This window comes from Devosia sp. A449, from assembly GCF_054489375.1.
In genome coordinates, this window is sequence record NZ_JBTMWU010000001.1 from 1 (window position 1) to 26,875 (window position 26,875).

26 protein-coding genes are annotated in these 26,875 nt (G+C 62.2%); 6 read left to right on the plus strand and 20 right to left on the minus strand.

The features are described 5' to 3' along the window. Positions 1–1,089, plus strand: a 1,089-nt coding sequence (locus tag ACX3OW_RS00005; RefSeq protein WP_459093694.1) for a site-specific integrase, incomplete at its 5' end; no start/stop codon positions are given. Between the two features lie 708 nt (positions 1,090–1,797). Here the strand turns inward: ACX3OW_RS00005 and ACX3OW_RS00010 are convergent. The 11 genes from ACX3OW_RS00010 to ACX3OW_RS00060 form a co-directional block, all read right to left on the minus strand. After that, the gene (locus tag ACX3OW_RS00010) at positions 1,798–2,835 is read right to left on the minus strand and encodes a Gfo/Idh/MocA family protein (protein WP_459093695.1); all 1,038 of its coding nucleotides are present in this window, start codon (positions 2,833–2,835) and stop codon (positions 1,798–1,800) included. A 246-nt stretch (positions 2,836–3,081) separates the two neighbouring features. Next, on the minus strand, positions 3,082–4,023 hold the full coding sequence (locus tag ACX3OW_RS00015) for a 3-hydroxyacyl-CoA dehydrogenase NAD-binding domain-containing protein (RefSeq protein ID WP_459093696.1): 942 nt from the start codon (positions 4,021–4,023) through the stop codon (positions 3,082–3,084). A gap of 13 nt (positions 4,024–4,036) precedes the next feature. Continuing rightward, positions 4,037–5,113, minus strand: coding sequence for an ABC transporter ATP-binding protein (locus tag ACX3OW_RS00020; protein WP_459093697.1), 1,077 nt, complete (start codon positions 5,111–5,113; stop codon positions 4,037–4,039). Between the two features lie 4 nt (positions 5,114–5,117). Then, the gene (locus tag ACX3OW_RS00025; RefSeq protein WP_459093698.1) at positions 5,118–6,347 is read right to left on the minus strand and encodes an AGE family epimerase/isomerase; all 1,230 of its coding nucleotides are present in this window, start codon (positions 6,345–6,347) and stop codon (positions 5,118–5,120) included. Then, complete coding sequence (locus ACX3OW_RS00030) at positions 6,344–7,228, minus strand: carbohydrate ABC transporter permease (protein WP_459093699.1); 885 nt, start codon at positions 7,226–7,228, stop codon at positions 6,344–6,346. The genes ACX3OW_RS00025 and ACX3OW_RS00030 overlap by 4 nt, the downstream gene beginning before the upstream one ends. Then, positions 7,225–8,112, minus strand: a complete 888-nt coding sequence (locus tag ACX3OW_RS00035) for a carbohydrate ABC transporter permease (protein ID WP_459093700.1) — start codon at positions 8,110–8,112, stop codon at positions 7,225–7,227. Before ACX3OW_RS00035 ends, ACX3OW_RS00030 begins: the two co-directional genes overlap by 4 nt. Positions 8,113–8,179: 67 nt before the next feature. Further along, the gene (locus tag ACX3OW_RS00040; RefSeq protein ID WP_459093701.1) at positions 8,180–9,499 is read right to left on the minus strand and encodes an extracellular solute-binding protein; all 1,320 of its coding nucleotides are present in this window, start codon (positions 9,497–9,499) and stop codon (positions 8,180–8,182) included. Positions 9,500–9,609: 110 nt separating this feature from the next. Continuing rightward, a complete protein-coding gene (locus tag ACX3OW_RS00045) occupies positions 9,610–10,872 on the minus strand; it encodes a neutral/alkaline non-lysosomal ceramidase N-terminal domain-containing protein (RefSeq protein WP_459093702.1) in 1,263 nt (420 codons plus the stop codon). Then, positions 10,860–12,002 carry an N-acetylglucosamine-6-phosphate deacetylase gene (locus ACX3OW_RS00050; RefSeq protein ID WP_459093703.1) on the minus strand — a complete coding sequence of 381 codons (1,143 nt, stop codon included), beginning with the start codon at positions 12,000–12,002 and terminating at the stop codon, positions 10,860–10,862. Before ACX3OW_RS00050 ends, ACX3OW_RS00045 begins: the two co-directional genes overlap by 13 nt. Further along, positions 11,999–12,778 carry a sugar isomerase domain-containing protein gene (locus ACX3OW_RS00055; RefSeq protein WP_459093704.1) on the minus strand — a complete coding sequence of 260 codons (780 nt, stop codon included), beginning with the start codon at positions 12,776–12,778 and terminating at the stop codon, positions 11,999–12,001. Before ACX3OW_RS00055 ends, ACX3OW_RS00050 begins: the two co-directional genes overlap by 4 nt. After that, positions 12,771–13,511: a 6-phosphogluconolactonase gene (locus ACX3OW_RS00060; protein WP_459093705.1), complete on the minus strand. Its 741-nt coding sequence runs from the start codon at positions 13,509–13,511 to the stop codon at positions 12,771–12,773. Before ACX3OW_RS00060 ends, ACX3OW_RS00055 begins: the two co-directional genes overlap by 8 nt. Positions 13,512–13,748: 237 nt before the next feature. On the opposite strand from ACX3OW_RS00060, the gene ACX3OW_RS00065 reads away from it, so the two are divergent. Further along, positions 13,749–14,750, plus strand: coding sequence for a LacI family DNA-binding transcriptional regulator (locus tag ACX3OW_RS00065; RefSeq protein WP_459093706.1), 1,002 nt, complete (start codon positions 13,749–13,751; stop codon positions 14,748–14,750). An 851-nt stretch (positions 14,751–15,601) separates the two neighbouring features. Here ACX3OW_RS00065 and ACX3OW_RS00070 read toward each other — a convergent pair. The 8 genes from ACX3OW_RS00070 to ACX3OW_RS00105 form a co-directional block, all read right to left on the minus strand. Next, positions 15,602–15,913 (minus strand): LysR substrate-binding domain-containing protein, encoded by a 312-nt coding sequence (locus ACX3OW_RS00070; RefSeq protein WP_459093707.1) that lies wholly within the window; start codon positions 15,911–15,913, stop codon positions 15,602–15,604. 146 nt (positions 15,914–16,059) lie between these two features. Continuing rightward, positions 16,060–17,025 carry a prolyl aminopeptidase gene (gene pip, locus ACX3OW_RS00075; protein ID WP_459093708.1) on the minus strand — a complete coding sequence of 322 codons (966 nt, stop codon included), beginning with the start codon at positions 17,023–17,025 and terminating at the stop codon, positions 16,060–16,062. Beyond that, entirely contained in the window at positions 17,015–18,226 is a 1,212-nt protein-coding gene (gene pqqE / locus ACX3OW_RS00080; RefSeq protein WP_459093709.1) for a pyrroloquinoline quinone biosynthesis protein PqqE, read from the minus strand. Before pqqE ends, pip begins: the two co-directional genes overlap by 11 nt. Continuing rightward, the gene (gene pqqD / locus ACX3OW_RS00085; RefSeq protein WP_459094772.1) at positions 18,223–18,552 is read right to left on the minus strand and encodes a pyrroloquinoline quinone biosynthesis peptide chaperone PqqD; all 330 of its coding nucleotides are present in this window, start codon (positions 18,550–18,552) and stop codon (positions 18,223–18,225) included. Before pqqD ends, pqqE begins: the two co-directional genes overlap by 4 nt. After that, the gene (gene pqqC, locus ACX3OW_RS00090; protein ID WP_459093710.1) at positions 18,552–19,316 is read right to left on the minus strand and encodes a pyrroloquinoline-quinone synthase PqqC; all 765 of its coding nucleotides are present in this window, start codon (positions 19,314–19,316) and stop codon (positions 18,552–18,554) included. Before pqqC ends, pqqD begins: the two co-directional genes overlap by 1 nt. Further along, on the minus strand, positions 19,313–20,221 hold the full coding sequence (gene pqqB, locus ACX3OW_RS00095; RefSeq protein WP_459093711.1) for a pyrroloquinoline quinone biosynthesis protein PqqB: 909 nt from the start codon (positions 20,219–20,221) through the stop codon (positions 19,313–19,315). The genes pqqC and pqqB overlap by 4 nt, the downstream gene beginning before the upstream one ends. Positions 20,222–20,249: 28 nt before the next feature. Further along, entirely contained in the window at positions 20,250–20,330 is an 81-nt protein-coding gene (pqqA, locus tag ACX3OW_RS00100; protein ID WP_459094773.1) for a pyrroloquinoline quinone precursor peptide PqqA, read from the minus strand. Positions 20,331–20,402: 72 nt separating this feature from the next. Beyond that, positions 20,403–20,645, minus strand: a complete 243-nt coding sequence (locus ACX3OW_RS00105; RefSeq protein WP_459093712.1) for a hypothetical protein — start codon at positions 20,643–20,645, stop codon at positions 20,403–20,405. Positions 20,646–20,756: 111 nt separating this feature from the next. Here ACX3OW_RS00105 and ACX3OW_RS00110 point away from each other — a divergent pair, with 111 nt between their 5' ends. The 4 genes from ACX3OW_RS00110 to ACX3OW_RS00125 are packed head-to-tail and all read left to right on the plus strand — an operon-like array spanning position 20,757 to position 25,481. Further along, a complete protein-coding gene (locus ACX3OW_RS00110; RefSeq protein WP_459093713.1) occupies positions 20,757–21,356 on the plus strand; it encodes a Rieske 2Fe-2S domain-containing protein in 600 nt (199 codons plus the stop codon). A 39-nt stretch (positions 21,357–21,395) separates the two neighbouring features. Further along, the gene (locus ACX3OW_RS00115) at positions 21,396–23,186 is read left to right on the plus strand and encodes a PQQ-dependent dehydrogenase, methanol/ethanol family (protein WP_459093714.1); all 1,791 of its coding nucleotides are present in this window, start codon (positions 21,396–21,398) and stop codon (positions 23,184–23,186) included. A gap of 52 nt (positions 23,187–23,238) precedes the next feature. Further along, complete coding sequence (locus tag ACX3OW_RS00120; protein WP_459093715.1) at positions 23,239–24,780, plus strand: outer membrane protein assembly factor BamB family protein; 1,542 nt, start codon at positions 23,239–23,241, stop codon at positions 24,778–24,780. Next, complete coding sequence (locus ACX3OW_RS00125; protein WP_459093716.1) at positions 24,777–25,481, plus strand: hypothetical protein; 705 nt, start codon at positions 24,777–24,779, stop codon at positions 25,479–25,481. Before ACX3OW_RS00120 ends, ACX3OW_RS00125 begins: the two co-directional genes overlap by 4 nt. A gap of 10 nt (positions 25,482–25,491) precedes the next feature. On the opposite strand, the gene ACX3OW_RS00130 is transcribed toward ACX3OW_RS00125, so the two are convergent. Further along, the gene (locus tag ACX3OW_RS00130) at positions 25,492–26,271 is read right to left on the minus strand and encodes a pentapeptide repeat-containing protein (RefSeq protein WP_459093717.1); all 780 of its coding nucleotides are present in this window, start codon (positions 26,269–26,271) and stop codon (positions 25,492–25,494) included. Positions 26,272–26,875 lie beyond the last annotated feature (604 nt).

The following is a 26,875-nucleotide window of genomic DNA, read 5'->3' on the forward strand; positions in this document are numbered from 1 at the left end:
CCGTGGCAGGCCGAGATCGCCAGCAGCACTGATGCGCAGGTGGCCCGGATTATGGGCTCGGCCAACGCCCGACAGGCCGCCTCCGGCAAATCCCTGGCCGATTGCCGGGCCGCTTATGCTGCCGAACGCATCCGGACCAACAAGCCGGCGACCAGCAAACAATTGGACGATATGGATAAGACCGTCGGCCTGTTCCAGGCCTTGGCCGGGGTCAGCGATGTCGGCTTGGTGCAGCGCCGTCATATCATCGCCTTTCGTGACCAGATGTATGACAGCGGCCGCTACGCTACCGCCTCGGTCAACAAGCGCACCGGCTACATCACCACCCTGGTCAAGACGGCCGCCAACAAGGGCTGGATTGATGACGCGATCCGCGGCGACATTCGCCTCACGGTGCCCGACGGGGAAGATGCGCGCGAACCCTATTCCAAATCGGATCTGCACACGATCTTCGGCCACCCACTGTTCACCGAGCGCAAGATCCTAGCATCGGCCACCACCCTGGACGGGCTGCCATTCTGGCTGCCCCTGATCTCTTGTCTGCATGGCATGATCTCCAGTGAAATCCTGCAATTGGGCCCGGACACCGTCCGTTGTTATCCCGGCACCGATATTCTGTGTTTTGTCGTCACCACCAGCGGCGGGCGCCACACCAAAACCGTGGCGCGCCGGCGCTGGCTGCCGATCCGTAACGAGCTCCTCGGTCTCGGCTTCAACGACCTTGTCGAGACGGCCAGGGCCCAGGGTTGGAACACCCTGTGGCGGCCGGTGGAGGACAAACACGGCGACATTGACGCAATATCGCAGCAGATCTCGTCTTTCTGGGCCGACTTTGCCCGCAGCGAACTCAAGATCAGTGATCCGCAGAAAACGCTGTATTCGTTTCGGCACAGCTTTAAGGATGCGACGGCGAGCGTCGGCGCTACCGAGGACGAAAAGAAGCAACTGCTTGGTCATGCCGAGACCGGTGCCACCAAGGGCTACGGCACGAAGAAAGAGCCGCGGCCCGTCGATATTCGTAGGCTCAATGACATCGTTCAGGCGATTGGGTGGGACTTTCTCGAAGCCTTAGCTGGTAACGACAGCTAGACCGGGCGAAAGGAAACGAACGCCTGTTTTGGGCTCCTGTATTCTGGCGAGATTGATTTAAAGCGCTTCTCTGCATGTTCAAAGCTTATTGGGTGCGCCGGAAATGGACCAGATGGGCACCGCGAAGTGTGGGAGATAGAGCTGGGCCGGGGAATTTGACCACGGAGATAGGTGAATTTTCTGTCTGACGGTCGCCCAATATGGCCGCGACAGGAGAAACCATGACGAGACGACTCCACCGCTACCACACACCGGCGTTCAAGGCGAAGGTGGCCCTGGCTGCGTTAAAGGCGAGAGGACCCTAGCCTGGTTGGTGCGGCCATGTATCCGACCTGTAATGCGGTCGTTCATGTGCCGCTGGCCATGATGCCATTCGCGCGGCTCAGGTCCCGATCGAAAGCTCGCACTCGAAGTGCACGGCCTCATTGGGTTCTCTTGATCCGGCGGTACCTGCCATCGGCCCGGCCGACTAGGCGTCCCAGAACGACAGATTTGTGGACGGTGATGGACGCAGTTCTCTACATGGCCTCGAGCGGGTACTAATGGCAGCTGCTGCCGGAGAGTTTTCCGCCGCCCTCAACTGTGCAGCGTTATTTCTATGACTAGAGCGACACTGGCTGGCTTGCTCGCCAACATCAATCATCATCATCTTGTGATGCCCGAAGTGCCGCTGGTGACTAGCATTATGGGCAGGGCACCAACATCAACCTAACCCACCACCACCCGCATCCCCGCCGCCGATGACGCCATCATCGCATCAATCAGCCGATGCACGCGCAATGCCGAATGCCCGGTGCTGAGCGGCTGCCTTCCATGCCGCACGGCATCGGCGAAGTCGGCGATCTGCGCCGCGTGCCAGTCAAACGGAAACGCCATCGGATCGGCGCCGCCGCCGCCCACACTGGCTTCGCCTTCGGTGATGATCTCGCCGGCCATGGTGTGAACGGTCAGATTACCCCCCGTCAGCGTCGCCGTGGCATGCTCGAAATTCAGCGTCAGGCTTTCCGGCCCGCCGGGGAAACTGGCGGTGGTGGCCATCACCGCGCCGACCGCGCCATTGGCAAATTCCAGCCCCGCCGAGACGAAATCCTCGGTCTCCATTCGGTGCAGCCGCGTGATCCTGCCCATCGCGGTGACGGCGCTGACCTCACCGCAGAGGCTCAGCATCAGATCGAGCGAATGGATCGCCTGGGTGATCAGCACCCCGCCGCCATCCTGGGCCAGCGTGCCGCGACCGGGCTGGTCGTAATAGCCCGCCTGCGGCCGCCACCACGGCACCACCAGATGCGCCGCTTCGAGCCGGCCATAGCGGTTTTCGGCCACCGCTTCGGCCAGATAGCGCGAGGCGCGGCGGAACCGATGCTGGAACACCACGCCCAGCGTGATCCCGGCGGCGTCGGCCAGCCCGACAATGCGCTCGGCCGCAGCCAGCGTCCGCTCCACCGGCTTTTCCAGCAGCACATGCTTGCCCGCCTTGGCCGCCGCCGCGACGATGGCCTCGCGGGCATTCGGCGGCGTCACCACCAGCACGGCATCCAGCTGCGGATCGGCGAGCAGCGCCTCGTAGCTGGTGGCTTCGGGGAAGCCATAGGTTTGGCAGAATTCGGCGCGCTGCACCGGGTCGCGGCGATAGACCCCGCGCACGGCAATGTCCGCGCTGAGCGATTGCAGCGCCAGCGCATGCGGCTTGGCGCCCATGCCGGCCCCGATCACGCCAAAAATGAACCGTCCCTGTTCGTCGCTCATCGCCGCATTCCTCCAGCACACTGCGCAGCGATCAATGCCTGATGGGGGCGAGTTTGAGAAGGGCGAACATCAGCTACCGAACGCGAAAGCTACCCTCCTTAGCCACGACGCCAAAACAGAACCAAGCTCGCCGTGAAACCACTTGGTTCCTTCGTCATGCGAGGAGAGAAAACACTCCTTAAGACTCAACCGTAAATCTGGGACACAGGTGCTGACGGACAGGCTTTGTCGGAGTGCGCAGTCAGATCAGGACAAAGGCTTGATGCTGACAAGTAGGCTTAGCAGGCCGGCATCCCGGATATCGGCCAGGGACTCCACCGTTTGAGACCCAACTTCCTTGGCAATACCTTCCACCAGGATATCTCGCGCTGCGGCGTCAAGGACCGGGGTTCCCAGATCGGCCCACCATGATGCAAAGGCCGGACCCAGGTGGTCGACGAATTGGGCCATGCCGCCTTCGCCCCCCGCCAGATGCAGGGTCATATGCGGGCCCATCAGCGCCCAGCGCAGGCCGGGGCCGGCGACGACGGCGGCGTCAATATCGGCGACGGATGCCACGCCTTCGACGGCGAGGTGCACCGCTTCGCGCCACAAAGCGGCCTGCAGTCGATTGGCGACGTGGCCGCTGACTTCCTTGCGCACATGGATGACGCGCTTGCCGAGGGCTTGGTAAAATTCCATGGCGCGGGCGATGCTGGCCGGACTGGTCCGGAGGCCACCGACCACTTCGACCAGCGGCAACAGATGCGGCGGATTGAAGGGATGGCCGACAAGGAAACGCTCGGGATGGGTCATGCCGGCCTGCATGGCGGAGGGCATGATGCCAGAGGTGGACGAGGCGATCACGGTGTCGGGCGCCAGCGCGGCCTCGATCTCGGCGAGGAGGCGCTGTTTGAGTTCGAGGCGCTCGGGAGCGTTTTCCTGCACGAAGTCGACGCCGGTTACGGCGGTGCCGATTTCGGAGTGAAAGCTCAGGCGGTGTTGGGCAATTTCAAGGTCGGGGGCCGGACCCAGCGCGCTGAGAGCCGTCCAGGCCCGTTCGACAAAGCGGCGGGTTGCCGGTTCGGCATCGGGGGACGGATCGGCGCAGTGCACAAAGAGGCCATGGGCCAGGAACAGGCTGGCCCAACTGGCGCCAATGGTGCCGGTGCCGATAACGGCAACCGTGCTGACGTCCGATTGTGCCATGGTCCAGCCCCTCTTAGTCGATGTTTTTGCCGGTCACATTATCGAACAGATGGCCGGCACCCGGCTTGAGATGCAGGGCGATCGCATCGCCCGGACCGGCACTGATGCGCTCGCGCAGCAGCGCCACGATCGACAGATTATCCACCTCGGCGATGATGTGGGTTTCCGAACCGGTCGGCTCGATCACCTTGATTGTCGCCGAGAGCTGCGCCTCGCCGGTGCCGGGAATGAGGTGTTCGGGCCGGATGCCAAAGGTCACGGCCGTGCCGTTGGCCACATTGGCCCCCAGCGCGCCCAACGGCCATTTGGCGCCGGCTTTGCTGACGAAAGTGCGGGTGCCGGCTTCGGTCTGGATCGTGCCTTCGATGAGGTTCATGGCGGGCGAGCCGATGAAGCTGGCGACAAAAGCGTTAGCGGGGTGATCGTAGAGTTCGAGCGGCTTGCCGACCTGCTCGACCACGCCGTCGCGCATGACGACGATGACATCGGCCATGGTCATGGCTTCGATCTGGTCGTGGGTCACATAGACCATGGTGGTCTTGAGGCGGGCATGCAGATCCTTGAGCTCGGCGCGCATCTGCACGCGCAGCTTGGCGTCGAGGTTCGAGAGCGGCTCGTCGAACAGGAACACCTGCGGACTGCGGACAATGGCGCGGCCCATGGCGACGCGCTGGCGCTGGCCGCCGGAGAGCTGCTTGGGGAAGCGGTTGAGATAATCCGACAGTCCCAGAATACGCGCCGCTTCGTTGACCCGCGTCTCGATCTCGGCCTTGGGGCGCTTGGCGAGGCGGAGCGAGAAGCCCATGTTTTCGGCAATCGTCATATGCGGATAGAGCGCATAATTCTGGAACACCATGGCGATGTCGCGATGCTTCGGCTCGACATCATTGATGACCTTGCCGCCGATGCGAATGGTGCCGCCGGTGATTTCTTCTAGCCCGGCGATCATGCGCAGCAAGGTAGACTTGCCACAGCCAGACGGGCCGACCAGCACGACGAAAGCGCCATCCGGCACCGACAGGGACACGTCCTTCAAGATCTTGAAGTCGGCATAGGACTTGTGGAGATTGTGGATATCGACCGATGCCATGTAACTATCCTGCTTTGAAGCTGTTGGGGCCCTGACGTTCCACCATCTCGATGGCGGCCAGCAGGCTCAGGCCGGTGTGATAGCCCGGATCAAGATCGGGCGTCGCCGGCACGTAATCGATGGGACCGTCCTCGGTGCGGCACTGGTAGGCAATGGATGCTTCCGGCCGCCAATAGCTGTCGAAGAACGTCTCGTGCGCTTTTTTCCAGACGCGCAAGGCATCGGCGCTGCCGTTTTGCTCGTAGCACAGCGCGGCGCTGCGAATGGTTTCGGGCAGAGCCCACCATGGGCAATAGGGGCTGGTCGGCTGGCGGCTGGAGGCCGAAACGACCAGACGCACGCCCGGTCCCTGAAAGCCGAGATCAAACGACGCCGTCAGGATGGTCTGCAGCACCTTGAGCAATTCCGGGTCAACATCGGCGCCCAGATAGTCGAGCGCGAAGCCGACAAATTCGATGCCGTGGCCGACATTGCAATTGTCCTGACCGCGCACATTGCGCAGCAGGCCGGTAGCCGGGTCGAAATGATTGTCGATGATGTGGCTGATGAAGCGGTCCGCAAAACCAGTCAGGTCGCGCCGCCCGATCCGGGTCAGCAGCCCGGCCGCGCTGAGCATGATCATGCGGATGCCAAAATCGTCGCCCTGCGCCGCGACCGAAGCGCGGCTGAGCGGCAGCTTTTCATCGATCTGGAAGCGGCCATCTTCGATGGCGTCGATGACGCGCTGCAAAGCCGCCAATTGCCGTGGCAGGTCCTGCGACGCATAGCGCGCCGCGCCCGCCACCAGCCCCTTGGCGGCAAAAATGTCGGAGAAGGTATAGATGTCAGCTTCCTGCTCCTGGCGCACATAGCGCGTCAGGTCGAGGAAGCGGGCCGGCACCATGTCGCGGTCGTAGCAGAAGCTGACATGACCATCGCGCTGCAGGAGGCTATCCAGCGCGGTGTAAAGCCGCTGACCGGCCTCGTCGAGACGCTGGGACGGCACCAGATCGCTCTCGGCAAAGGCCTGGGCGTGGGTGACGACCGACTCCAGCCCCCGCCCCTGAATCCAGCCATAGATATGATCCGGCCCGCGCCAGCCATCGCTGTCGGCATAATCCACCAGGGTCAGCGGATTCATCTTGGTGTTGAGATAGGCGCCGTGCAGCGGCGTCCGATCCAGCATCCAGTTGAGGGTGGCGGCGTTGGAGGCGAGGTAGCTCTGGCGCGCGGCGCTGAAGAAAGAGGCGGTCATTCTTTGAGTCCTGTACTGGCGACGCCCTGGACGAAGTTGCGCCGCAGCAGCACGAAGAGGGTCACCGACGGCACCAGCACAATGGCCGAGGCCGCGCTCAGACGCCCGAGATCGACGGTAAAGCCGGTCTGGAACAGCGCCAGGCCCACTTCGATGGTGTAGCTGGTGGTAGTGGTGGCGACGATCAGCGGCCAAGCAAAGGCGGTCCAGGCCTGGAAGAAGGCGAGCACGAACAGCGCGCCCAGCGCCCCGCGCAGCAGCGGCACCACGATGCGGATGAAAATCCAGACTTCACCCGCCCCGTCGATCCGCGCGGCTTCGAGCAGCTCGTCGGGGATGGAGTGCATGACATTCTGGCGGATCAGGAAAATGCCAAAACTCATCACCAGATAGCCCAGCAACAGGCCCCACAGGCTATTGAGAATGCCCAGCGACTGCGCCGTGAAATAGAGCGGGATCATGTAGACCTCAAACGGCACGATGGCCGTGGCGAGGATGATCGCAAAGATGGCGCTCATGGTGCGCGACGGGAACTTGGCCAGCACATAGCCGGCAATGGTCGAGGTGCACAGGATGGCCAGGGCCGACAGCACGGCGAAGGCAAAACTGTTGAAAATCCAGCGCAGCAACGGCGTATCGCCCAGCACCGCCTCGAAATTGGCAAGCGTCGGATTGGCCGGAATGATGGAGGGCGGCCAGCTGAGCATTTCCTGCGGCGTCTTGAAGGCGTTGGCCACCAACAGGATCAGCGGCAGGATCATGAACAGGCCGAACAGCAGCAAGAAGGCGTCGATGCTGAAATTGACCAGCCCACGCTTGCGGCGCAGCCGGGCGCCGGCAGCCAATTCCGTTTCGGTCTGAGGCAGAGACAGATCGCTCATCGGACCTTCCTTTCACGCAGTAGCGAGAACTGGACGAATGTCAGTATCAGCACAATGGCCAGCAGCACCACGGCTTCGGAGGCCGCATAGCCGACACGGTAATTGCGGAAACTGTTCTCGAGCATATCGAGCACCATCACCCGCACCTGACGACCGGGCGCGCCCTGCGCGTCCGAGGCCAGCACATAGACCTGGGCGTAAACGTTGAAGCCCGAGACTAGGGTGACGACGCCCACATAGAGCGAGATGGGTTTTAGCATCGGCACGGACAGGTGCCAGAAGGATTGCGGCCCGGTGGCGCCGTCGAGCTTGGCCGCCTCGAACAGCGAGGTGGGCAGGCTCTTAAAGCCGACCAGGTAGATTAGCACGGCGTAGCCCAGTGCCTGCCAGGAGCAGAGCACGATGACGCTGATGATGGAGAGCGTCGGATCGAACAGCCAGGCCTGCGGCGGAATGCCGAAGGCCGACAGAAGGGCATTGAGCGGGCCAAGCCGGGCGTCAAAAATCCATTTCCACGCCATGGCCGCCGGAACCAGCGAGACCACGTGGGGAATAAACACGGCGGTTTCATAAAAACCGGCAAAGCGAGACCGCGTGCGCTGAAAGATCAGCGCCGCAATGACCATGCCGAGCGGAATGGTGATGGCCATCACGCCAAAGGCGATGATGGAGGTGTTGATCAAGGCTTCGTGGAACAGCTTGTCGCGCGTCAGCTCGACGAAATTGGCCAGTCCGATGAAGGGCTTGTTCTTGGAGAGAATGTCCCACTTATGCACGCTGAGGCGCAGGATTTCGGCGATGGGGATGATCCGCACATAGGTGAAGATCGCCAGCACCGGCAAAATGGCGAGAAGGGAAAACAGCCAACGTTTGCGTGCGCGCATGCAGGGCTCCTACGTGAAACTTCCGGGGCTAAGGCCCCGGAAGCATGATCGTTACGATGGGATGGCGTTATTCGCCAAGCAGGCCTTCGCGCTCCAGGATGGCGTTGACGTCAGCGTCGATGCCTTCGAGGAGGGTCTTGATGGCAGCGTCGTCGCCCACCAGTTCCGGCTTGCCGAAGGCTTCCACGAGGGAGGCAGCGGCACGGGTCTGGATTTCATCGATCGGGCCAATGGCCGGAACGGTGAAGAAGGCGTAGTCGGCGGGATAGTTCACATAGGCTTCAAAGCCCGGCTTGGCGGCAACAATAGCCGAGTAGTCCAGACCCGAACGGTTGGGCAACCAGCCCACATTATCCAGCAGCCAGAGCAGGTTTTCCGGCTTCTGCGAGGCCTTGACGTATTCCCACGCCGCCGCTTCCTGATCGCCATCGGCCTTCACGTAAAGCTGGCCGGGATTGACGATGGAACCGCGCGGCAACACCGACGTGGCATAGTTCAGCTCGGGCGCCTTGGCAGCGATATCGCCGATGACCCAGGATTCACGAATGAACATGGCGGTCTGGCCACGCTCGAACGCATCCGCATCAGCCGGCATCTCGACGGTGACGCTCTTGGTTTCGAAGATGTTGTGCAGATACTGCTTGAGGGTGGCGACGCCGGCATCGGACGCCAGGTTCGAACGCCACTGGCCATTGCCGAGGTCGGTGAGCAGCTCGCCGCCATGCTGCCACATGTTGATGGCAAATTTTTCGGCAATGCCCGAACCGCCGCCGGACAGACGCATGCTCCAACCCGACACGGTCGGATTGCCATTGGCATCACGCTGGGTCAGCTTTTCGGCGAAGGAGTCGAACTCTTCCATGCTCGTGGGCGCGCCGGTCAGGCCAGCAGCGGCGAACATGTCGGTGTTGTAATAGAGCGCGCTCTGCCCACGGAACAGCGGCATGCCATAGACGGTGCCGTCATAGCTGGCGGAATCGACGAAAAATTCGCCAAAATTGGCCGGATCGCGGACGAAATCCTGTACGTCAGCCGGAGGCGTATTGAGCAGGCCGCCTTCGAGGTAGCGCGCCGCAATCGAGGTCGAAAGCTCGATGACCTGCGCCGCCTCGCCCGAGGTGACGCCGAGGGCCACGCGCTTTTCGTGCTCGCGCAGGGCGATGGCTTCCACCGTGACCTTGAGGTCCGGGAATTCGGCCTTCATGCCTTCAGCGACATGCTCATAGAACGGCGCCAGTTCAGGATAACCGCTCCAGACGCGGATTTCCTGAGCAAAGCTCGCGGCCGAGGCCGCCAACAGGCCAGCACCGAGGGCAGACGTCAGCAATGCCGCGCGGCCAATCTTAGAAAAAACCTTCGGCGCAGTTCCCTTAAGCAAGCTTGTCATAGTTCTCTTCCCCTGTTTTTGCGCGCCATGGCACGCGGATAAATTCTTGCCTGCAACCGGTTGCGTGTCAAGCTGATGATGCGCTTTCGACGAGACCGTAATGTTCCGTGTTATTTTTCTGTGGACTGGTGCAGGGCGATCAGAGCGGCAGCGGCCGCCGCCAGGCGCTCCGCCGACCCGGCGGCAAACGAGCCGCGCATGCCGATGAAACGATGAGCCTCATCAACCTCATAGCCGCCAAAGACGAATTCACTGGCGGGCGGAATATAGCCGGGCGTGCCATCGGCATAGGACAGCACAAAGGCGGTTTCGGTGCCGCAGGCAGCGCGTATGGCGAGCCCGGTTTCGGCAAAAATCTCCCCGGGCAGCGCCGCAATCGGCACCCCGCCCCAGACCAGCAGGCTGACGCGGCTGGTCCAGTTTCCGGGCGGTGCGTTTTGGTTGTCGCGGGCCCAATCGATCCAATGTTTCAGCAGGACGCGGCGTAGCGGTTCGGCGGTGGCTGCTTCGTCGCTCCAGCTGGCGATCAGGCCAGCCAGATCGCCCTCGCGCCGCTCCAGCGGCAGTTCAACCATGCGCTCGAAAGCGGCGGCCGTGTTGCCGATGGGCTGTTCGGGGGCGGCCAGCGCCGCGTCGGCAATGCGCTCGCCGAGGCGCTGCGCATTGGCAAAAGTGCGGGCATTGTTGGCGGCGAGGGTCCAGGACGCCTGGGCCGTGTGACCGATATTGACGTCGCCAGTGCAGCCATTGAGGAAGATCGCCACCGAGCCCGGGCGTTCAGCCTCGATTTTTTGCCGCAGGAAATGCGGGAAATCGGCGGTCATCAGGCGGTTATCCGCGCCCAGCACGGTGGGATGGCAGGCGTAGGACAGGATCGTCGCCAGCAGGCTGCCATCGGTCCGGCGCAGGCGCAGCACCGGCACGGCCCGGTCGAGCGGGCCATCATCGTGGCGGCGGTTGCGCGCGACATCGGGATCGGACCCCATGCCGGCGGTCAACGTCACCGGCACGGCAGTGGCCAGCGCCTGAATCAGCGCGGCGACGCAGCCATCTTCCAGCTGCTGCAGAAAGTCCGGATCGGCGGCGCCGAGGCGGTGCTCCATCGACGCAGGCGCCCCATGGGTATGGGTGGCGGCGACAATGATATTGCTGGCGGGCAGCGGGCAGCGCGCACGAATGCCGGCGCTCATGTCTTCGTGGATGCCGATGACGTCAGCCACCACAATGGCGGTGTCGCCGAGCACCACGGCGCGCACCGTCAGCGGATCATGCACGCCAGTGGCCGGCTCGGTGCGTGCGGCAAAGCCGGACAGCAACAGGCCGGGGGGCGGCGTGATATCGACGACAGCGACGCCAGCCCTTAGCGTGCCCATACCTGCGCCCCGCCCAGATAGGTTTCGTGGATGGCCAGTTTCTCGTCGCCGGACTGCCAGTCAAACAGGATCAAATCGGCGGACTCGCCCACGGCCAGCTGGCCGCGACCGCCGGCAAAGCGGCCCGGGTTAACCGTCGCCAGACCCAGCACCTGCGCCAGGCTGAGCCCGGTCATGGAGATGGTCCGCGCCACGCAATCGCCGAGCGGCAGGGCCGCGCCGGCCAGATAGGGGGTGCCCGGGGGGCCGAGGCGGCCATTGGCCCAGAGCTGCACCCGGCCACCGATGGTCTGCTGATAAATGCCGGGCTCAAGCCCGCCGGGGGCGGCCACATCCGACACCAGCAAAGCGCGATCCAGACCCTTGGCGCGCAGCATGGCGATCAAGGTGTCGGCCGGCAGATGATGGCTGTCGCCGATCAGCGTGGCGGTCAGCCGGTCATCGGCCAGCTGCGCCCAGATGGCGTTGGGATGGCGCGGCAGCAGCGCCGCAGCGCCATTGCCCAGATGGGTGGACAGCACCGCACCAGCGGCGGCGGCGGTGTGAATTTGATCGGAGGTAGCATCGGTGTGGCCGATGGCGACATGCACGCCGCGCGCAGTGGCATGGCGCACCAGCTCGATGGCCTGATCAGTGTGCGGCGACAGCGTCAGCAGCCCCACCAGATCGCCGCTGGTCTCCTGCCAGCGTTCGAATTCGGCAATATCGGCCTCGCGGACATGGGCCGCCGGATGAGCCCCGCGCGCGCCGTCATTGATCGAGATGAACGGGCCTTCGACATGCACCGAGGGGATGGCCTTGGCGATGCGCAGATCGCTGTCGCGCGCCGCACGGATGGCACGCAAACCATTGGTAATACTGACCTCGGACGCTGTCACCAGCGTCGGCAGATAGGTCGTGGTGCCCAGCGAAAACATCAGTTCGGTGAGCGCCACAACGCGCTCAGGCGTCAATGTGCCGTCATTGAGATCAAAGGTCGCGTAGCCATTGATCTGCAGATCAATCAGGCCAGCCGACACATACTGCGTGCCGGCATAATCGGCCGGCTCGATGGCGGTGATAAGGCCATCAGCAAAACTGATGGCCTGACCGGTGCCGGTGTGCGGATCGCGTCCAATAATCGACTTCATAGCTTGCGCACCCGGCCGGCGAAATTGGCGATGAAATCGGCATTGGCCTCATCCCCGCCGGGGGCATTGCCGCTGCGCCAGACAGGCGGCTCGATACCGCGTTCGACCAGCTTGGCGACAGCGCGAATGACCAGATTGTTCAGCGCAAAAGCGTTGGCAAAAGTGGACACCGCGCCGATCTTTTCGCGCATGCCCGGGACGTTCACTATGGCATCGCCAATCGGCACCTTGCAGTCGATGGCGATATCGACCAGATCCTGCAAATTCTGCTTGGTCGGGTGACGCGCCGGGTGCTCCTTGGCCGACTGATTGGCGTGGTTGTGCGAATTGACGCCAATGATGAACACGCCGCGCCGCTTGGCTTCCAGCGCCGAGTCGATCAGAGCAGCATTGATGCCGTAAGCATTGACCAAAATGAGCAGATCATCCGGCCCGAGGCGCTGATCGTTGATCACCACCTTGCCATAGCCAGGGGTCCGCTCGATGGCCATGGAGCGCAGAGCCCCGCCGGACAGCAGCGTGCCTTCATCGAGAATGGCGCTGACATGCATCAGCCCGCCGGCCCGGAAGAAAATCTCCTGCGAAGCCAGATTGGAGTGGCCGCCCGGACCATAGACATGCACCAGCCGGTCGGCGGCAATCTGATCGGCGACGCGCGCGGCGGCGCGATCAAGCGGATCGCGCTCTTCGATCAGAATGCGCTGCATCAGCGCGGTCACATCATTGAAATAGCCCTGGCACAGGGCATCGGCGTCGATCTTGGCAGGATCAGACATTGGGGTCGGACTCCGGGTCGAGATAGAGGGTGCAATTGTCGAGCTGGCGCAGGATAGAAGCCGGACATGCCGTGGTCAGCGGGCCTTCGAGCGCCGCGCGAACCGCATTAAGCTTCACCCGGCTCGGCACCATGCAGAACAGCTTTCCGGCCCGCAGCAGGCGCGGAATGGTCAGAGTAATCGCCCGCAGCGGCACATCGGCCAGCGTATCGAAGCAGTCGTCATCGACTTGCTGCTGGCGGCAGACTTCGTCGAGCACCACCACTTTGACATCAAGCGGATCATTGAAATCGGCGACCGGGGGATCGTTGAAGGCGATGTGGCCATTGACCCCGATGCCGAGCTGGATCACGTCGATCGGGGCCTCATTGAGCAGTGCCGCATAGTCGCGCGCCGTGGCGTCCCCATCAGGGCCGGGCAGCATGCGATGCACCGCCGCAAAGGGCACCAAATCAAACATATAGCGGCCCAGCCAATTGCCGAAGCGTGCCGGCGAATCAGGCGGCAGTCCGATATATTCGTCCATGTGGAAGGCGACCACACGGCTCCAGTCGACGCCGGGCGCGGCAACCAGCGCCGCCAGCACGTCACTCTGGCTCGGTGCGGCGGCAAACACCATGCGGACGCTGTCCTGCACGGCCAACCGCGCGCGCAGCTCGGACGCAATCTCCTCAGCTGCCACGGCGCCCATCAGCTGGCGGGTGGGAAAGCTCTTGACCAGGAGTTTGTCCACCCGTCGCTCGTGCGGTTGCGATCGAGACAAAATACCCGTTTCCATGCAGCAAATCTCCCAGCGTGCAAGCATGCCGTCGCCACCCATAATGCGGAGGCGCCAGCGATATTTGGACTATTATATGCAACCGGTTGCACGTCAAGAGGGCTTAAAGGCGGTTTGAGCGTGACCGGGCGACAAAAACCGCCAATATGGTGGCCAGATGAAATCGAGCCGCGAATCGCGGGGACAGGCGACATGATGCAGGACAAGGGCCAGGCCGGGCCGCCGACCATGGACGATGTGGCCAAGGCCGCAGGCGTCTCCAAGTCCACGGTATCGCGCGCCTTCAGCCAGCCCAAAATGCTGGGCGCCAAGACCGTCAGCCGTATTCTCGAGATCGCCAACAGTGTTGGCTATGTGCCCAATCACACAGCGCGCGCGCTCAGCACCGGGCGCTATGGCAACGTCGCGCTGATCGTGCCGGACGTGACCAACCCTTTCTTTCCGCCGCTGATCCGGGCCGCGCAAATGGCGGCCGACCGCGCCGATCTGTGCCTGTTCCTGGGCAATTCGGACGAAAGCTGGCGGCAGGAAGACAGGCTGATCGACCGCTTCGGGGGGCAGGTTGATGGTGTGCTGCTGGTGGCGTCGCGGCTCAGCGAGGGGTGCATTCGCGGCCACGCCGCGCGGCGTCCCCTGGTATTGATTAACCGCGACGTGCGCGGCATTCCGCGCGTGCTCATCGATAGTGGGCAAGGCGTTGGCGAAGCCATCGCCCATCTGGCAGCCTTGGGTCACACAAAAATTGTCTATGTCAGCGGCCCGGCCTCGTCATGGTCCAACCAGCAGCGCCGCAACGCCGTCCGCGTCGGCGCGCGGCAGTATCATCTACAGGTGGAGGTGGTGGCCGCGCGCGTCCCCAGCTACGAAAGCGGCCGCGCCGTGGTGCCCGACATTCTGGCCACCGGCGCTACGGCTGCAGTCGCCTTTGACGACGTGACGGCCCATGGCATCATGACCGGCATGGCCGACGCCGGCGTGTCCGTGCCGGGCAGTTTTTCTGTGATCGGCTGCGACGATGTTCTGAGCGCCGCCACCTATCCGTCGCTTACCACAGTTTCAACGCGTTCCGAGGAGGCCGGTCAGGCTGCTATGTCGCTATTGCTCGACGTATTAGCCTCGCGAGCCGTGGGGGACGCTCGCATCGCCCTTGAAACCCACCTGTTCGTTCGCGGCACCACCGCCGCTCCCGCCTGATGCGGCGGCCTTGCTTCAAATCAGAAGCCCACTGCTGGCGATTTTCCTGACTGGGTGGCACTTGATCAGATGTTTTATCGCAGGTGCGATCTTGGGTTGGCTAGCTACTATGAAATAGCACGTAGTTTGCACGTCGATCAGCCCACTAAGCCATTGTAATCTCAATTGTGGATGAGGTTACATGCTAGGGTCTAAAGCCGATTAATTCATCGAAACGATTGTTGCGTGGGCCGCGATTGAACCGCTTCTACCGAAGAACAGCCCGGAGCGGGGGCGGGTGGATGATTGCAGGGTGACCAGCGTGCTTTGTCAACGGCGGAGCAAAAGTCGGCCATTGTGGCGGCGTAAAACCGGCCAGTGCTGGTGGTGAACGGATAGGTTAGCCGTTATGCGCCGATTTCGCCGGTGTCGGGGTCGTTGATCTCGGTGGCCTGGTTTTTCTCCGCCGCGGTTTCGGCGTCGGTGCGGTGCCGGCGGGCGGCGGATTGCTTAAGCCGGTAGACCGATCGATAGTGGTTACGCTGCTAATACGACCCTGCTCATTGGCTCGATTCGCAACGCCAGTCCTCTAAATGGGTGGTCAAACCGCCGGAATCGAACGGTTTTGAACCTGATGGTGAGCAAAATCACTCTCAGTGCGTGAGGTGTGGTGGCCCTAGTTTGCTGGTACTTCACTGGTCTTTTACTGGTACTTACTGGGGCTGCTGGTACTCACTGGGACTTTGTGGGATTTGCTCGGCTTGTGGGCTTGTGGGCTTGTGGGCTTGTGGGCTTGTGGGCTTGTGGGCTTGTGGGCTTGTGGGCTTGTGAGAAAAACTGGCCTGCAGTTTTGTCGAGAGGAAGTGCCCTAGCTATAAACAGAGCTTTGGCGAGCAGGTCTCGTGAAGAACTACCCGAACGCATTTCGGGATGCCGACCTCAAGGCCCAGCTCGACGAAGGGAAACTTGGCGAGCAGCTCGGCTGCGGAGGTAGGCGCGGTTCCGGGCGGAGCGGTAACGAGGAGACGCTCGCGCAGGAATGGCCGCCAGCGCAGTGTCGAAGGAAATTCGTTAATCTCGGCGACCATGGCAGCATCGAGCCGGCCGACGACGACGTCCGAAAGCAGTGATTCTGACATGGAGACGCGCAGCTTGGTCCGCAGCTGCGGACCAAGCGCGTTCAAGCGGGTCGTGCATGGGGACGGAGGTAGCCGGAGTCATAGCGAATTGATCAGCGGCACCTTGGTGTCAGTGCCTTCGTACCGCGAATTGTTCACGTCGCGGCTGGTGCCGCACCGATCCCTCAGCGCGCGCTGTTCGACTGCCTAGATCATGAGCAGGCTGCCAAGGTGATGGCGGCAATGACGGCGGCGGCAATGCCGGGTTCGCTCAGGGCATGGCCGGCGCCGGGGATGAGGTGGACTTTGGCGTCGGGCCAGCGGGCAGCGAGGGCGAAGGCGGTGCTGGGTGGGCAGAGCAGGTCGTATTGGCCCTGCACGATGATCCCCGGAATGCCCTTCAGCGCTCCGGCATTAGCCAGCAATTGGTCCGGCTTTAGAAAGCTCGCATTGGCGAAGTAATGCGCTTCCATAAAGGCCGTTGACGGCAACCGACCGGGCGTGGCGATCGCCGTCATGTCGAGGCGCGTGGCTGCGGGCGTAATCTCGGCCAACACGCGTTCGGTATCGGCATAGGCGCGAGCGGCGGGGCCGTGGATGGCCGGATCTGGATCAAGGATGCGGCGGAAATAGGCGTCGAGCGGGCTGCCGCGCTCAGCCTCCGGCAGCACGCTGAGGAAATCCTGATAGAGGCCGGGATGAAACTGCTGCAGGCCCGTGCCGAACGCCCAATCGAGTTCGGCGCGCGTTCCGAGAAAAGTTGCGCGCAGCACCAGCCCGGTGACATGCTGCGGATACTGCTCGGCATAGGCCAGCGCCAGCGTGGCGCCCCAGGAACCGCCGACCACCAGCCAGCGCTTGATGCCCAGCATCCGGCGAATGCTTTCCAGATCGGCGATCAGATGCGCCGTCGTGTTATGAGCCCGTTCCCGCGCCGGCAGGCTGCGGCCGGCGCCGCGCTGGTCGAACAGCACCGCATGAAACCGGGTGGGATCGAACAGGCGCCGATGGCCCGGCTGGCAGCCGCTGCCGGGACCGCCATGCAGAAACACCGCCGGCATGCCGTCGGCGCGGCCGATGGTTTCCACATAAAGCTGATGCCCGTCGCCCACATCCAGCAGTTGGCTGGACAAAGGCGCGAATGAATGCGCGGTCGCGGTGGCCCCGTCAGGCGTCATTATTGGGGTCCGGTTCCAGCGTGCCGCCGGCGAAATTGCGGTAGATATAGCGATTACCGCCCTCCGCCGCCTCGGTTTCCGCGGTCTTGAAAATGGCCTCGTGCAGCGGCGACAGGCTGCAGGCCGGGTCGGTATTGCCGGCGCTACCGGTCAAGGCGAAGGCCTGGCAGCGGCAGCCGCCGAAATCGACTTCCTTGAAGGCGCAACTCTGGCAGGGTTCGGGCATCCAGCCGGTGCCGCGATAACGGTTGAACGCGTCAGAATTCTGCCAGATCCAGGCGATGGAGTGGTTGGAGCGCACCGATTCAAAATCCAGATCGGTGATCGTTTCGGCGGCGTGGCAGGGCAGCACCTTGCCGGCCGGGGTGATGTTGAAAAACTGCCGACCCCAGCCGCCCATGCACTTTTTCGGGCGCACCGAATAATAGTCGGGCACTACAAAATCGATATCGAGAATGCCCTGGAGCCGAACCGTGGCCTCCTCGACGATCGCTACCGCCTCATCCACCTGTTCGACGGTCGGCATCAGCGCAGCGCGGTTCTTCAGCGCCCAGCCGTAATATTGCACATTGGCGACCTCGATGCGGTCGGCATCCAGCTCCACCGCCATGGCGATCATGTCGCGCAGTTCGTGCAAGTTCTGCCGGTGCATCACCGCATTGACGGTTAGCGGCAGGCCCAGCTCGCGCGACCATTGCGCCGCCTCGATCTTTTTGGCGTGGCCATTGCGGAATCCGCCAATGCGGTTGGCCAGCGTGGCGTCATTGGCCTGAAAGCTGATCTGAATATGCGCCAGCCCGGCATCTGCCATCGCCGCCAGCCGATCCCTGCTCAGCAGCACCGCCGAGGTGATGAGATTGGTGTAAAGCCCCAGCTCATCGGCGTGCCGGATCAATTCTACCAGATCCTTGCGCACCGTGGGTTCGCCGCCGGAAAAATGCACCTGCAGCACGCCGATTTCGGCCAGCTCGGTCAAAACCTTTTTCCACTCGTCGGTGGTCAATTCGTTACTGGATCGCTCCAGCTGCAACGGATTGGAGCAATAGCCGCATTGCAGTGGACAGCGATGCGTCAGCTCCAGCAGCACCGCCAGCGGAATGCCATAGGCCGCGGCGACCGACTGGCCGGGGCGCTCCATGATGGCAAGGCCATCCTTGGGGTCGGCAAACACCGGGCTCGCATCGGTCAGCGTCGGGCTCATGGCTTGGTTCCTCCTGCGTCGATGACAAAGCCGGAACTGGCCAGCCCCTGCAGCATGGCAATCACGTCGCCGCTGATTTCCTCAGCGGAGGCCAGATAGGTTTCGGCCAGCACCGCCGTGATCTGTGCGACGCTGCGCACCCCGTCGCACAGCTTGAGGATTTCGACGGCGATATCGTCGGGAGCCAGCACCCGCTCAGGCACCAGCAGCACCCAACGTTGCCGCGTTTCGTCAAAGCGCAGCTTGGCCCCGCGCGCCAGCGCCGGAACGCTGGTTTCCGTCACGGTCATGCGTCGGCGAGCGGCGGGGGCGACGGGCTCGGTCATCATGCTGCGGCCGGAACGAAAGCGCCGGGCGGAATATGCCCGTCGACATAGGCATGGTGCAGCGCGTCGAGCTGGACCCACAACACATTGGTCTTGAACAGCAGGGCCTCGCATACCAGCCGGCGTTCGCGCGGCGTCGTGGCGTGGGTCCTGACATAGTCCAGCGCGTAATCAGCGTCGCGCGGCGCCTGCTCCAGCCGGCGCGTGAAGTAGCGCATCACCGTGGGATTGATGAAATCATAGTGCTCCAGCATCCCGGCAATGCGCTCTTCATGCAGGTTGGGCGCGAACAGTTCGGTCAGGCAGGAGGCGATGGCTTCGAGCGGGCTGCGGTCGCGCACGAAATGCACATAGGCTTCAACGGCAAAGCGGGTCGCGGCCAGAATCCCTTCGGCGGATTCCACATATTCATTGTCGAGGCCGAGCCCCGAGGTCAGTTGCAGCCAGCGCTCGATGCCGCCCTCGCTGCCGATATCGCCGTCATGATCTTCAAGCCGCTGACGCCATTCGATGCGGGTCGCCCGGTCGCGAAAGCGCGAGATCACCACCGCGTCCTTAATCGGGATGGTGCTCTGATAATAATAGCGGTTCAGCGCCCAGGCCTGCACCTGCCCCTTGTTCAGCTGGCCGCGATTGAGCAGCACATGGAACGGATGCAGATTGTGGTAGCGCGTCGCCCCGATATGGCGCAGTGCCGCTTCCAGCTCGTCGGCGCTCTCCAGGCTGACGTCGGGGCCCAAGGCAAAACCGGTCATCGCCGTCATAGTGTCAGCTCCATTCCATCGGCGGGGATCTGCCACCCGGCCGCTTCGACCTGCTGGCGTTCGGGCGAGCCCAGGCGCAGCGCCGGATTTGAATTGTTGATGTGCAGGAACATCTTGCGCTCGATCGCGAGCCCGGCCAGCGCTGGAATCACCGCCTGCATCGCCATATGGCCCATGCGCTGGCCGGTTTTGGCGCCCAGTCCCAGCGCGATCAGCTCGTCGTCCTGCCAGAGCGTGCCGTCGAAAAATACCAGCGACGCACCGGAGAGATGAGCTGCGACAGCAGGCGTCACGCTGGCACAGGCCGCCAGAAACACCAAGCTGCGCCCGTCCGCTGTGTCGGTAATTTTCAGCCCCAGCGTATCGCCGGGCCCTTCGTCGCCGCTGTCCTCCAAAAATAGCGCCGCTTTGCCGGGGGCAATGAACGGCGTGATCTCCAGCCCCGACGGCGTGCCATCAGGCAGCGTGGGCTCGAAACTCGTATCGGGCTCAATCGCAATGCGGGCTACCTTGCCCGGATTGAGCACGTTGAAAATGCTGTTGGTGCGCAGGATCGCCAACACCCTTTCATGCGCATACAGTCCGAAGGGCGAGCCTTCGCGCAGCGACAATAGGCCGGTGATGGCATCCACTTCGCCATTGGTCAGGATCACTCCAGCAATGGGGCTATGGCGCAGGCTACCCGCTTGGGGATGCAGCACCGGCGTATCAATGATCTGCTGGCGCAGTTCGGGCGCGGCGTTGATCAGGAACCAGTTCTGATTGTCGGCACTGATGGCGATCGAGGCTTGCGTGGCGCGCAATTCGGGCTGCTCGGTGCGCGCATCGTTGCAGTTGGTGCAGCCACAATTCCATTGCGGCAGGCCGCCGCCTGCCGCGGTTCCCAGAATGACGATTTTGATCATGACCGGTGCCCGCGGCAGGTTGCTGTCACTACTTGCGCGGTGCGCAAGCGTACATGTTGATTTCCATGCTGACCGGTACTTCATCGATCTTGGGCTTATTCCAGGCCATACTACTCTCCTCATTGAGGCGGCAAGTTTGCCGCTACGCCAGGAGGTTAGGGCAACTGCCAGCGTTGTCACTCTATCCCTGCCATAGGCAGCGCCTATCGGTTAGAATTTGGATAGAACGCTTTTTCTGGTGCTCGGCGCGGCCACCCAGCATCATGATGCCCAGACGTTCCCTCTTGACGCGGGTCAACAGCTCATCATCGGGCCTGGTATTGACCCTGTCCCCCACATCGGCGACGCTAATGGTGGAGATTTCTACAATGAGCAGGCACAGTTCATTTGCCGCGATGGTGTGGCCCGCCTCGTGCAGCGCCACAGTCCGGTCCATTGCCGGCGACCGGCCGCCCTGCGGGGCGGTCTGTTTTTTGTTGCGGCGTTCGGCCCGATAGCTATGCTGTTGGTATTTGCGGTTTCAGGAGGCATCTAATTGAGTAAAAAGGATAATGTTGGCTGCGGTTGCAAAGGACCGCTGATTGGCCGTCGGGCCGTGGTTTTAGGTGCTGCGGGCGCCGCAGTCGGGTTGTCGGTGGGGGGGGCTTTTGCCGATGACGCGACCATGCAGGGCCCGCAAGTTGGCGATCTGCTGGTTCGGGCGACCGGAAAAGACAAGGCCACCCCGATCAAGGTTGCCGATGTGGAAATGGGCGCACAGTATCCGATGCAGGCTTGGCCAGCAGACCCAGCGACCGGCGTGGCGCGCGATGGCGTGTTCTACAATGTGATGCTCCTCACAGCCTATGATCCTGCCGATCTGAACGAAGCCGTTCGCGCCACCTCGGCCGACGGGGTTCTGGCGAACACCATCATTTGTCCGCATGCGGCCTGCGAGGTTACCGATTTCGACCCTGCAACGGCGGTCGCCGAATGCCCGTGCCATTTCTCGAAATTCAACCTGAAAGAGGGTGGAGCGCTGGTGAATGGTCCGGCGACCCGAAAATTGCCCTCTATCTCTTTGGCGTCCGACGCTGAAGGGCGCTTGATAATAGCGTCGGGCTTTGATTCCCGTGTCGGGGGGGATGCCGAGTAAGTTCGTCTGTATTGGGTTTGTTTTTTGAGGAGGTCTCGAATGAAACTGTTAAATATTGGGTTGGCAGCCGTGAGTGCCATGGCTCTGATGGCTGGGGCTGCCTATGCGCAACAAGCCCCGGCAGCGCCAGCGGCGCCAGTGGCCATTCCTGACTACAAACCAGTGACGCTGGACAACCTGGTCAATCCGGCCGACGCCGACTGGCCGATGTATCGCCGCACCTATAACGGCTGGGGCTATAGCCCGCTGAAGCAGATCAACCTGGATAACGTCAAAAGCCTCAAGCCGGCCTGGACTGTGTCGACCGGCTACAACGAAGGTCACGAAGCGCCCACTATCGTGGTGAACGGAGTGATGTTCGCTGCAACGGCCGGCAACCAGATTCTGGCGCTGGACGCCGCTACGGGCGATATCCTGTGGCGCTACAAGCGCGACCTGCCGCAGGACATGCTAGGGTCGCACCCAACCAACCGCGGCGTTGCCGTGCTGGGCGACAAGGTCTACTGGATGTCGCGTGACTCCGTGCTGGTCGCCATCGATGCCAAGACTGGCACCGAGGTCTGGAACACCACCGTGCAGGACTACCGGCTTGGCTATTACGCCAACCTTGCCCCACTGGTTGTGGAGGACAAGATTGTTGTAGGCACCTCGGGCGGCGAACGCGGTATCCGTGGTTACATCGCAGCCTTCGATGCCGAAACCGGTGCAGAAGCCTGGCGGACCTTCCTGGTCCCAGAGCCCGGCCAGCCGGGTTCCGAAACCTGGCCGCAGCCGGGGGACGAGCATGAAGACGCCTGGAAAACCGGCGGAGCATCGAGCTGGGTTACCGGTCAGTACGATCCCGAGACCAAGACCATTTACTGGGGCACGGGTAACGGTGGCCCATGGATGGGTGACCAGCGCCCGGGTGACAACCTTTATGTGACCTCGGTGGTCGCGCTGAAGCCCGATGACGGCTCCATCGTTGGCCATTTCCAGTATCATCAGAACGACTCGTTCGACTGGGACGAAGTGGCTGCACCCATTCTCGTCGATCTGCCCAATAAGGCAGGCGAGAAGGTTCCTGGCCTGGTGCATGCCGCCCGTAACGGCGTACTGTGGCAGCTGGAGCGTACCGAAGAGGGACCGATCAAGTTTATCAGCGGCACGCCTTATGTCGCGGAAAACTGGATCAAGAGCATGGATCCCGAGACCGGCCGCATCGAATATGCTGAAGGCACCAAGCCCGGCACTGGCATCGAGGGTGACTTCTGCCCGTCGTTCTGGGGCGGCAAGGACTGGCCCCCGATCGCTTATGATCCAGAGCTGGAATATGTCTTCATTCCGGCCAACGAGAACCTCTGCACCGTCATGGCCGGCGGTACGGTCGTCGAATACCGGCCCGGCGCCAGCTTTACCCGCGGCACCCAGGGCGACAAGTCCGAGCTGTACATGGTCGAAGGCGCTGACCACGTCGGCGAAGTGCAGGCTTGGGATCTGAAGACCGGCAAGGAAGTCTGGTCGCATAACTTCCAGTCGCAGAATTGGGGTCCCTTGCTCTCGACCGCCGGTGGCCTGGTCTTTGGTGGTGGCACCAATGACAGCATGTTCCGGGCGTTCAACTCGAAGACGGGTGAAGTCGTCTGGGAGCAGAAGGTCAACTCCGGTGTGACCGGTGTGCCCGCCAGCTTCGAGGCTAATGGCAAGCAGTACATCTCGGTCCAGGCCGGCTGGGGTGTGGATGCTGCCGGCATGCAGACCCGCCTGTCAGCCAGTTACCCGGACAAGTTTGTTTCGAGTGACCGGGTGCCAACCGGCGGCGTGATCTGGGTGTTCGAGGTCGCCGAATAGACTACTATCGCCCCAGGGATTCTCTCCCTGGGGCACACTTTTGAGACTGTTGTTGAACATTCGTCACCACATCAGAGGATTGCTCCTCGTTTCGACCGCGTTGCTGCTGCATTTTCCGGCGGCCTGGGCACAACAACCGCCGGCTGTCAGCCAGTTTACCCCATCCAACATTTCCCAGTTGGCGCCAATATTCACCGTGGTGCTGGGTGGAGCCGTGGAAGGGGCGGGGCATTACCAAAATGTATCGAGCCATAGCTATATCCAGAGCGGCACTTCCCTCTACACTATTGACGGGTGGGGGGGCATTGCCAAGCTCGATCTGACCCGCAAGGGCGAACGGATCTGGTACAATGATCTAGGCCGGCGCAATATTGATGCCTGGCTGCAAGCCTCCCGCGGCATGGTACTGGACGGCAATACGCTGTTCGCGGCCGGATCGGACGGCCAACTCCATTGGATTGACACCAATACCGGCAGCCTCGTTCGCAGCGTTCAGACGGTAGACCCCAAGACCGGGGCCGATATCGTCGCGCCGCCGCTTATTGCCGAAAACCTGGTCATTGTCGCCGGGTCGGGTGACGACCGGGTCGGTCCCCTTTATATCGTCGCCTATGACAAGGTAACCGGCGAACTGGCCTGGAAAGCGGATCCGGGTGAGCTGTCGGGCCTGAGCGCGGTGGTCCGCCAGCCGGGTCTGTACGACGCCGAACGGGGGCAGGTCATCTGGACTTTCGCCTTCCCGCCGATTGCTGTTCCCGAGATCGAACGCCAGGCCTGGGCTGGCAACGGCATCCTCGCGCTTGAACGCGAGACCGGCGCCCTGCGCTGGACGCAGCGTGAAGCCCCTTCAGCGCTGGCGAGGCCGGAGAGCGGTCCGCTGCATCTGGTTCCGGCCACCACTGACCTGCCGGCCCGACTGGTCCAATTCTCAGGTGACGGTCGCTTCACGATATTCGATGCGGCCTCCGGGGCCACACTGGCCGCCGCAAGCAGCTATGATCTGGACGCGTCGCAGATCCGGTTCTCGATGGGGCAGCACGAAGACCTGCAGATCACGGCACCCACCGATACGTGCGAGAACGGTTGGAGTGTCCTCAGTTTCGCCTCCGCGATCAGCAGTTCGGCGGGGCTTGCCTATGGCTCTAACGCGAATGCCTGCGTGACGGGCATCGGTCATATCATGGCGCCAAAAACGGATGTCAATTGGCTAGGCGCCTACTATGCCGAGCATGACGCGTCGTTGGGGGTGCTCACTGCCGCCGATCTCGCCACCGCCGAGATTGTGGCGCAGCGGGTGTTTCCTGCCCCGCTGGTGGGAGGGGTCTTGGTGGCGGGCAATGGCCTGCTTTTTGTGGGCACGGCCGACGGCATGCTGCATGTTTTGGATGAGCAAACCCTTGAGCCGATGTCGAGCACCCATCTGGCAGCGCTATCCTCGGTGAACCCAATGACATTTGAGCTCGAAGGCCGCCAATATCTAGCAGTTGTGGTCGGTGGGAACGCACTCGGTCCATACCTTGCCTATCGCTCCCCTGACCTGGATATGTCCGAGGGGCTGTTGGTCTTGGTCGTGATGGGGCTTAAAGAGCAATGACGCGCGCGCTCTTCCGTCTCTTCGCATTCATCGCGCTTGGCGCGGGCTTGAGCGCGCCGACCGTCGCTCACGCCGCCGACAGCGTATGGGATCTCGAATTGGGCGCATCAGCGTCGCAGCAACCCATTGGCTTTATTGACTTTGCTTGTGGTGGCAATGGCGGCCCCCCAACAACGCCACTGACCGGTTTCTCCGAGTTTGAGAAATGCGCTGCGGACGAGCAGGGGCTGCACGAGGTCTATTTTCGCTATGACGATGAGAGCGACGAATTGCGGCTAGCGTGGCAGCGCTGGCCGCTGGCGCGGGTCGCGGGGACGCGAGTCTATGGCATCCGGGCGATGCTATCGGCGCTGTTCGATTCTGCTGGCACTCTGGTGGGGGTGCGTATCCTATCGGATGCGCGCGGCGTGCCCGCCGGCGAGCGCAACGATCATTGGCGCCTCGCAGCGGTGCTGCAAGCGCATTATCACAGTGTCGAATGGGACTGCAGCGATACCCCGCTGCGTCCCCGCGAAACCATAGCGTCGAGCTTTTTTGTAAAGCGCAGCTGTAGCGGAACCGCGGCGGGGGTCCAGTTTTTCTTGGCGCAGGACTATTTTCACAAGGCCGGGCAAGCCTTTGTCGACGAATTTGGTAAAGTCCAAGGCACGTATTTCGTCAGCAATAGCCGGTTCGAGTTCGTGCAGTCACCAGGGCAATAGCGGGCAGGGCTCAGTCCAGCTTGGCGCCGCCAACATTGGCGTTGGTGAAAACGGCACAGGCCAATTCGGCACCATATAGCCGGGCATTGCGGATATCGGCATTCACCAGCGCAGCGTCGCGCAATTGCGCTCCAGCGAGGTCCAAATTGAAGCCCGTGATCTGCGACAGGTCGGCGGAGGTGAGATCAGCATGGGACATGCCGACATGTTCCAGATTGGCCGATCGCAAGATAGCGCCGTTGAACTTGGTTGCAGACAGGTTCGCAAGGCGGAAGTCGGTCTTGACGGCATAGGTGGCTGAAAAATTGGCGCCCACTGCAACAGCGCCCGCAAAATTGGCCTGGTCGATCCGCCCACCCATCATGCGCGCATCCTGCAACCGAGCGTTGCTGACATTGGCATTAGCGAGATTGGCGCCAGTCAAATCAGCGTGAACCAATATCGATCCCGACAGGTCTGCCCCGACAAGGGAGGCAGCCGCCAGTTTGGCTCGTCCCAGATTGGCGGCACTGAGCGCAGCTTGGTCTAGCAGCGCATTGCTCAAATTAGCGCCGAACAGACTGGCCTTGGACAAATCCGCTCCTCGCAGATCGGCACCGGCCAGATTGCGACGCTGCAATTGGGCACCGGCAAGGTCGCATTTTACACAGTCGTTCACCTCCCCGGCCAAAAACGCCTTGGCGTCGCCGACAGACGTGTCAGCGAGGTCAACGACGACAGCGGCGCTAAGCGGCTGTCCCCGCGTGATCGGATAGCATTCGATCTGGCTCTGTGCCGCCGCAGCGCTCATGCTCGCCAGCAAAAAAACCAACCCACTAAAAACCGAAAATGTTCGCATGCGTTGATGATAACCCATTACGATGCCTAGTAAATGCGGAAATTCAACTGAATGGCAGTCGGACGGCGTACCGCGAAACCGCAAATTGGCCACGCCTTAAGAATTGTTGATCAACTATTGGTACGCCGGGAGCCACCTTGAGCAGACTGGTGATCCGCGAGCGAACGCTGGACCGCGGAAGATAGAGTTTCCCCGCCAGCGGGCTGGTGATGCCGCCGTGATTGGTGTCTTTTATCCGTTTGAACAAGCAGTGCAAGCTTACGAGCATCTGGCGAGAGGGCCATTCGGCTAGGTTGTGATCAAGATCGCAGACTAAATCTCAGTTATGTTTATGCGATGGGGCGGATCGTTTGCCAAGCGATCTGGCCATTCGCCGGTGCACAAGAATTCATACGCGGCAGTGAGCTAACGACCGATAGGGCGCAAGGCCGGTATTGCCTGCGAAGGCGAACGGCCGCCTTTAGGAACTAGCACTTAGAGCAGCGAATGACCGGCATGGGGTCGGTAACTGCCATGCGGCAACTCGCTATCAATGTCCGCTAACGTTGGGTTGCCG